This window comes from Actinoplanes regularis (genome assembly GCF_900188005.1).
Taxonomy (GTDB): domain Bacteria; phylum Actinomycetota; class Actinomycetes; order Mycobacteriales; family Micromonosporaceae; genus Actinoplanes; species Actinoplanes regularis.
On the sequence record NZ_FZNR01000055.1, the window covers coordinates 1 to 5159 of the forward strand.

At 66.4% G+C, this 5159-nt stretch carries 4 protein-coding genes and 1 pseudogene; 1 reads left to right on the top strand and 4 read right to left on the bottom strand.

Features of this window, described 5'->3' with window-relative positions:
* Positions 1–693: 693 nt before the first annotated feature.
* Positions 694–1008, bottom strand: a pseudogene (locus tag CHC09_RS44695) (DUF7710 domain-containing protein); the annotation flags it as partial.
* 95 nt (positions 1009–1103) lie between these two features.
* Between CHC09_RS44695 and CHC09_RS47035 the strand changes: the two are divergent.
* Positions 1104–1259 carry a hypothetical protein gene (locus tag CHC09_RS47035; RefSeq protein WP_179277576.1) on the top strand — a complete coding sequence of 52 codons (156 nt, stop codon included), beginning with the start codon at positions 1104–1106 and terminating at the stop codon, positions 1257–1259.
* A 227-nt stretch (positions 1260–1486) separates the two neighbouring features.
* Here the strand turns inward: CHC09_RS47035 and CHC09_RS44700 are convergent, their stop codons facing one another.
* From CHC09_RS44700 to CHC09_RS44710, 3 genes are all read right to left on the bottom strand, one after another.
* Entirely contained in the window at positions 1487–2305 is an 819-nt protein-coding gene (locus CHC09_RS44700; RefSeq protein ID WP_089299353.1) for a maleylpyruvate isomerase N-terminal domain-containing protein, read from the bottom strand.
* Between the two features lie 195 nt (positions 2306–2500).
* Positions 2501–3004, bottom strand: a complete 504-nt coding sequence (locus CHC09_RS44705; protein WP_089299354.1) for a hypothetical protein — start codon at positions 3002–3004, stop codon at positions 2501–2503.
* 393 nt (positions 3005–3397) lie between these two features.
* On the bottom strand, positions 3398–4618 hold the full coding sequence (locus tag CHC09_RS44710) for a PP2C family protein-serine/threonine phosphatase (protein ID WP_089299355.1): 1221 nt from the start codon (positions 4616–4618) through the stop codon (positions 3398–3400).
* Positions 4619–5159 lie beyond the last annotated feature (541 nt).

Consider the following 5159-nt stretch of genomic DNA (forward strand, 5'->3'; position numbering starts at 1 on the left):
GCCGCCGCCCGTACACACCGTCACCTACCGAGTGGGACTAGATCTGCCCCGCTCGGCCCTGTAGGGGCAAGATCTGAGATTACTCATTTGCCGCGGATAGCGCTCAGCTGTGGAGGTCCGGATACCGGGGCGTCACGCGGACCGCACGTCCTGTTCGACCTCCAAGTGCACGAGGTAGCCGGCGAATTTGAGGTGGGCCCGGAACCAGCGGGGGCACCAGTACGTCTCATGGCGGTGACGACGCGACTTCGACTTTCCTCGGTCTTGGTGTTGACGTCCCTGGTGACTCTGATGTCAGCTTGTGCGGCCTCCACCAGTCCATCCACAGCAAGATCCGATGGAAACTTCCGGATCGAAGCCAGTTCACCGGCGAAGACGAGCGCGCCCGGCGAAGCTGCTGCTGTCTGGTTCCTCAAACCGGACCAGAGCCTCAAGGAAACGTCGACGAGGTTCACCGCATTCGTCTCACGACTAGGGTGCAACGGTGGGATCACGGGGCAGGTCCTGGCACCGGAGATCCACATGCACCAGTCGGAGGTCGTCGTGACTTTCATGGTCGCGCCGAGGCAGCCTGCTGGTGCGAGGTGCCCCGGCAACGATCCGGTTTCCTACGAAGTCAATCTCGGCGAACCGCTTCAGGGCAGAGCACTTGTCGATGGTCAGTGCCGGCCTGGCGGGGAAGCAGTAGGCACATCACTCTGCGCTCCTGACGCCACGCGCTTCAGACCTTGATACCGACCAGGGCGTTTCACTGATCTGCCGCCGAGCGTGCGCTTGGTGTTGCTGGCCGTCGACCAGGTGTAGGTGTTGCAGGCCGGGGCTGAAGGCGGCGACGTGGTCGGCGGTGCCGTGGTGGGCTTTCGACGGCGTGAAGCGGCCTTCGCTGACGGCGACGTCGTGGGCGCCCCCGAAGGGGTATTCGGCGAGAATTCCGGTCACCCGGTGCTCAGCCGCCCATTCGAGACCGGCGTCCGCCGAGTCCAAAACGGCGGAGGCGAATCGCGCGTGTGCGCCGTGGAACCGGTGCCTGCACTGGGCCGGGCGTCACCGTTCTGTCCGTCAGGAAACCGTTCTGTCCGTCAGGAACAAGTGTGAAGACCTTCATGAAATACGCACTTGCCTGGATCGGCTTCTGCCTGCTCGGCAAGATCCTGCCGCCGGCGCTCTTCATCGTCGGATTCATCGTGATGGTGCTGGCGGGTGTCTACCTGCTGGTCCGCCCGGGCGGACCGTTCGAAGGGCCCTACCAACGCTCGTGACCGGCAGCCTCGGCCTTGCGGCACACTCGGCGGGCCAGCACGAGGGCCGCCGCCCCGGCGCTACGGCCATCGCTGCTCTTGTGAAGCACAGAGAACAAACGGCTGTAGCGCTGTCCCTGGGCCGAGGTGCGTGAGCCGCACTCTCATGCGCGCTACGCAACGTCACGTCCGGGTTGACGCGGCCAGCGCACGTCCTCGTCGAGCAGTTCGGCAACGGGGCGGGGTGGTCAAGCGAGAATGCCGCGCACGGCCAGCAGCGGCTGACAGAGCTCGGCGGGACCTTGGAGGAGCAGTCCGTCCCGCGGCAGGGTCGCCCCGGTGAGCCATCGCCAGGCAGCATCGCTCGTGAACTCCGCCCGCGCGTCAGGCGCCTCGACCACGCCCTCCTCGAGCGACCACCGTCCCGAGCCGTCGCTGACCAGAACCCACATGCCACCGGCTGCCAGGTCGACCTGCACTGTGGTCCCTGCCGGCGCAGCTACGCGATACTGATGTGGCAGAGCCCAGACAAAGGTACGCAACACTGCAGGCAGGTAACGCTCGGCGAAGTCGTCGGCCCGGCCGACGGCCTCGCGCATCTGCATCTGGTGAACCCACCGTTCGGTCAGGTCCTGCGCGATGTCGAACCAGATCGGGACCGGGCCGTCACTGGCCCAGCTGACGCGTCCTTCACTCTGCAGGTCCATCGACGCGTAGTAGGTGTCCATTTGCTGACCCGACCACTCGAGCAGCTCGGTGATCACCCGCCCGCTGAGTCCTTGGGCGCCGTCGATCCACCGTTGGTTCTTCGCCGCCAACGCGGTCACGAACGACTCGTGGTCGTCCGTCGTGAGCCTGCCGCTCGGGTCCCCGTCACGGCCACGGGACAGCCAGCCGAGGTCGTCATCGAGCAGATGCAGCGCCAGGTCCTTGACGCTCCAACCAGGGGCCGCACTCGGCATCAGCCACTGCTGTGGCGAGATCTCCCGTAACAGGCACAGGAGATCGCGACGTTCGCTGGTCAGCAGTTGCCGTACGTCGGTGACCGCCGTTCTGAACAGGTCCATGTGCGAATCCTGCCCCTCGGCTAAATCACCGGTTTACGGACATGCCGCATTGACGGCACGGCGGCCTCGTGGCGCCGTGCCGGTCCGTGGTCGCGTCCGCGCTGGCCGGCTCTGTAGGTTCCACGGGCGAGGCTCCAATGACAGCTGAAGCAAGTCAGCTGAGGATCAAGGGCCGTCACGTGGGAATGTTCCCGGTCAACGCCGACGCCCGCGTGTTCCACGAGCGTGGTGACGAGGTCCGGACCGTCCGTACGTCGCCCGCACCCCGAAGGCGACGATCGATGCGAGAGCCATGGCCTCGAGCACGATGAATGTCGTGAGGGCGATCACCTCGAGCGGTGTGTGGGCGCCTAGATCGTCCGCGTGTCTGGGATGCGTTACGACGAAGGCCACCATCATGGCGATCGCATAGCAGGCTCCGGCAGCTGCCGACACCCGCTGAAGGGCAGTCGTGGAGGTGGAGGGCTTGCTGTCCAAGGCGGCTCGGAGCCACCCATACCCCGACCAGGCGAGGAAAAGGCCGAGCGCGGCCACACCCAGTCCGACCATGACCGACACCACCCAGGCGCCGCCGTGGAGGGCGGACAACATCAGAACCCGCCGACCGTCGATGAAGATCAGGATGCCGAATCCGAGCAGGCTCAGCGGGACCCAGAACCACGGACTCCCCATCCACCGCGGAACCCAGTCGAACACCATCGCGTCGGCCTCCTGTCCGGGCCGGAGCCTAGATGATCGTTTCTTGGATCTCCACCGGTCGTACGCGATCAAGGAGCGCTCGACCAGAACGCCGGGGTCCAGTCGCCAGAGCACGGCCGCGGGAGCGAGCGCCTACTCACCACCGGCGCCCTCACCAGGAAACCGCCCCGTTGAGAGATCCGAAGCGACATCCCGATGAGAGACCGCGACAGCAGAGCAGGTCAGCGGCCTCCCGGCTGCTGGCGGCGATCCACGCCGGAGACGCGGCCACGTCCCACACGGCTGTCGACGAACCTACGAGCTGGAGCCATGACGCCGACCGCCGTGCAGCGGCCGTCGGTCGCCGCTGGTTCATAGCTGCCACAGCAGCGGGTCAGTGACAAGCTCAGGGATTCAGGGGATCGAACGGCGGGCGGCGGCCGACGACCATTCGGCCAGCAGCAGCGTGGCGTCGTCGCTCGGCGGTCCGTGCTGATGCTCGATGACCGCGTGCGACAGCCGCCGTACGGTCTCCGGGGCAGCAAGCCCGGCGGCGGCGTGCTGCTCGGCCAACGCCACCAGCCGGTGCACCCCGAACAGTTCCCCGGTGACGTCACGGGCCTCGATGATCCCGTCGGTGAACAGCAGGATCTGATCGCCGGGCTCCAAGCGGTGCTCGGCGAGCTTCGGATGGGAATCTGCGATGCCCAGCGGCGTACGCCGGACTCCCTCGAGTTCGCCCACCACCCGCCCCGCACGCAGCAGAAGCGGCGCCGGGTGCCCGGCGTTGAGCAGATGCAGCACGCCAGTTTCCAAGTCAAGTTCGACGAGCACCGCCGTGACGAACCGGGCATCGGTGAACTGTTCACCGAGGGCGGCATCCGCTGTGCGCGCCTGACCCATCAGGTCCTGCCCGTCGCGGCGAGCAGCGCGCAGGGCAGCGAGCGCGACCGCGGTCGCCAAGCCCGCCCGTAACCCTTTCCCGACGCCGTCGAGAATGCTGAACCGGGCATGGTTCGTGTCGATGGCGTAGTCGTAGCCGTCGCCGCCGACGTCGTAACACGGCTGCATGATCGCACTGACCGCAGCCCGGTCACAGACGATCGTCAACGGCTGCAGCAACTGCAGCAACAGCTCGGAGGCGACCGACATCGACCGGGTTCGGCGTAGCCGCGACAGGTGGTCGCCGCGAGGAAGGGTCGTGACGATCAGATGACCGATCAGTCCGGCGAACAGCTCACACCGCTGCTGCAGCACCGGACTGCTCGTATCCAGTCCAGCGGGCAGCAGGAAGTCGATCACACCGATCCGAGTGGTGCCGTCGATCATCGGCACCCACCACCGCCGCCGCTCATCATCGTCGCCGGCGGCGACGGACAGGGAACGGATCTGCGCGAACGCCCGGCCCGCGACCGAGCCGTCCACCGGCACCTCCACTGGCCGTGGACGGCCCACCGGGGTCAGCGCATGCAGCGCGCGCTGCTCGTGATCGACCAGATAAACGGTGGGAGTGATACCCAGCCGCGACAGGCTGGCTTCCACCGTCTCAGCGATCTGATCGGCCTGCCACACGTGCGCTCGCAGCAGAACCGTGCTGAACACCTGCAGCCATGCCGGCTCGCTGGTCACATCCATCAACGGCCCTTCTCGCGCAAGACGTAACAGCGGACGTCGCCACGTCGTGGCATGCCAACAACGTCTTCGCCGTCACGGCCGCACCGGTTCGTATTCGCCAGCCAGGCCGTTCTGCCGAGGCGGAGTCCTACCACCGGCGCGGGCAAGCCGAGGCGCGACCGGCCACCCGCAGCACTGGAGCCACCCGACCCCGGGCATCTCGCAAGAGCTTCATATCATCCGAAACAAGGCACAGAATGAACTTACTCAGAGTCACCTCGCAGCTGACGCCGGGTGAGAGTTCACAACGCAGCAGCGGCCTGATGCCAGCCGTACTCACGACATCCACCGCGACCACTCATTTGGGTCGTCCCTGTTGTCCAGCCTCCTTCACCCGACAGCAGTTCCGGCACAGCGTGTTTGGCGTCCTAGGAGGCTAGGTTCCATGGAGCCGACTGATGCCCGGAAGTGGTCGGTTCGGTGACGGAAAAATAACCGGACGTTTCCTCAAGTACGGCAACCGGGTGGCACCCGCTTGGGTCCCCCGGCCGCTCCGCGCGCC

Bases quoted from the DNA above. Each gene is read 5' to 3' on its own strand.
- CHC09_RS44705 (WP_089299354.1), bottom strand. From the start codon at position 3,004: ATGGTGTTCGACTGGGTTCCGCGGTGGATGGGGAGTCCGTGGTTCTGG.
- CHC09_RS44710 (WP_089299355.1), bottom strand. From the start codon at position 4,618: ATGGATGTGACCAGCGAGCCGGCATGGCTGCAGGTGTTCAGCACGGTT.
- CHC09_RS44700 (WP_089299353.1), bottom strand. From the start codon at position 2,305: ATGGACCTGTTCAGAACGGCGGTCACCGACGTACGGCAACTGCTGACC.
- CHC09_RS47035 (WP_179277576.1), top strand. From the start codon at position 1,104: ATGAAATACGCACTTGCCTGGATCGGCTTCTGCCTGCTCGGCAAGATC.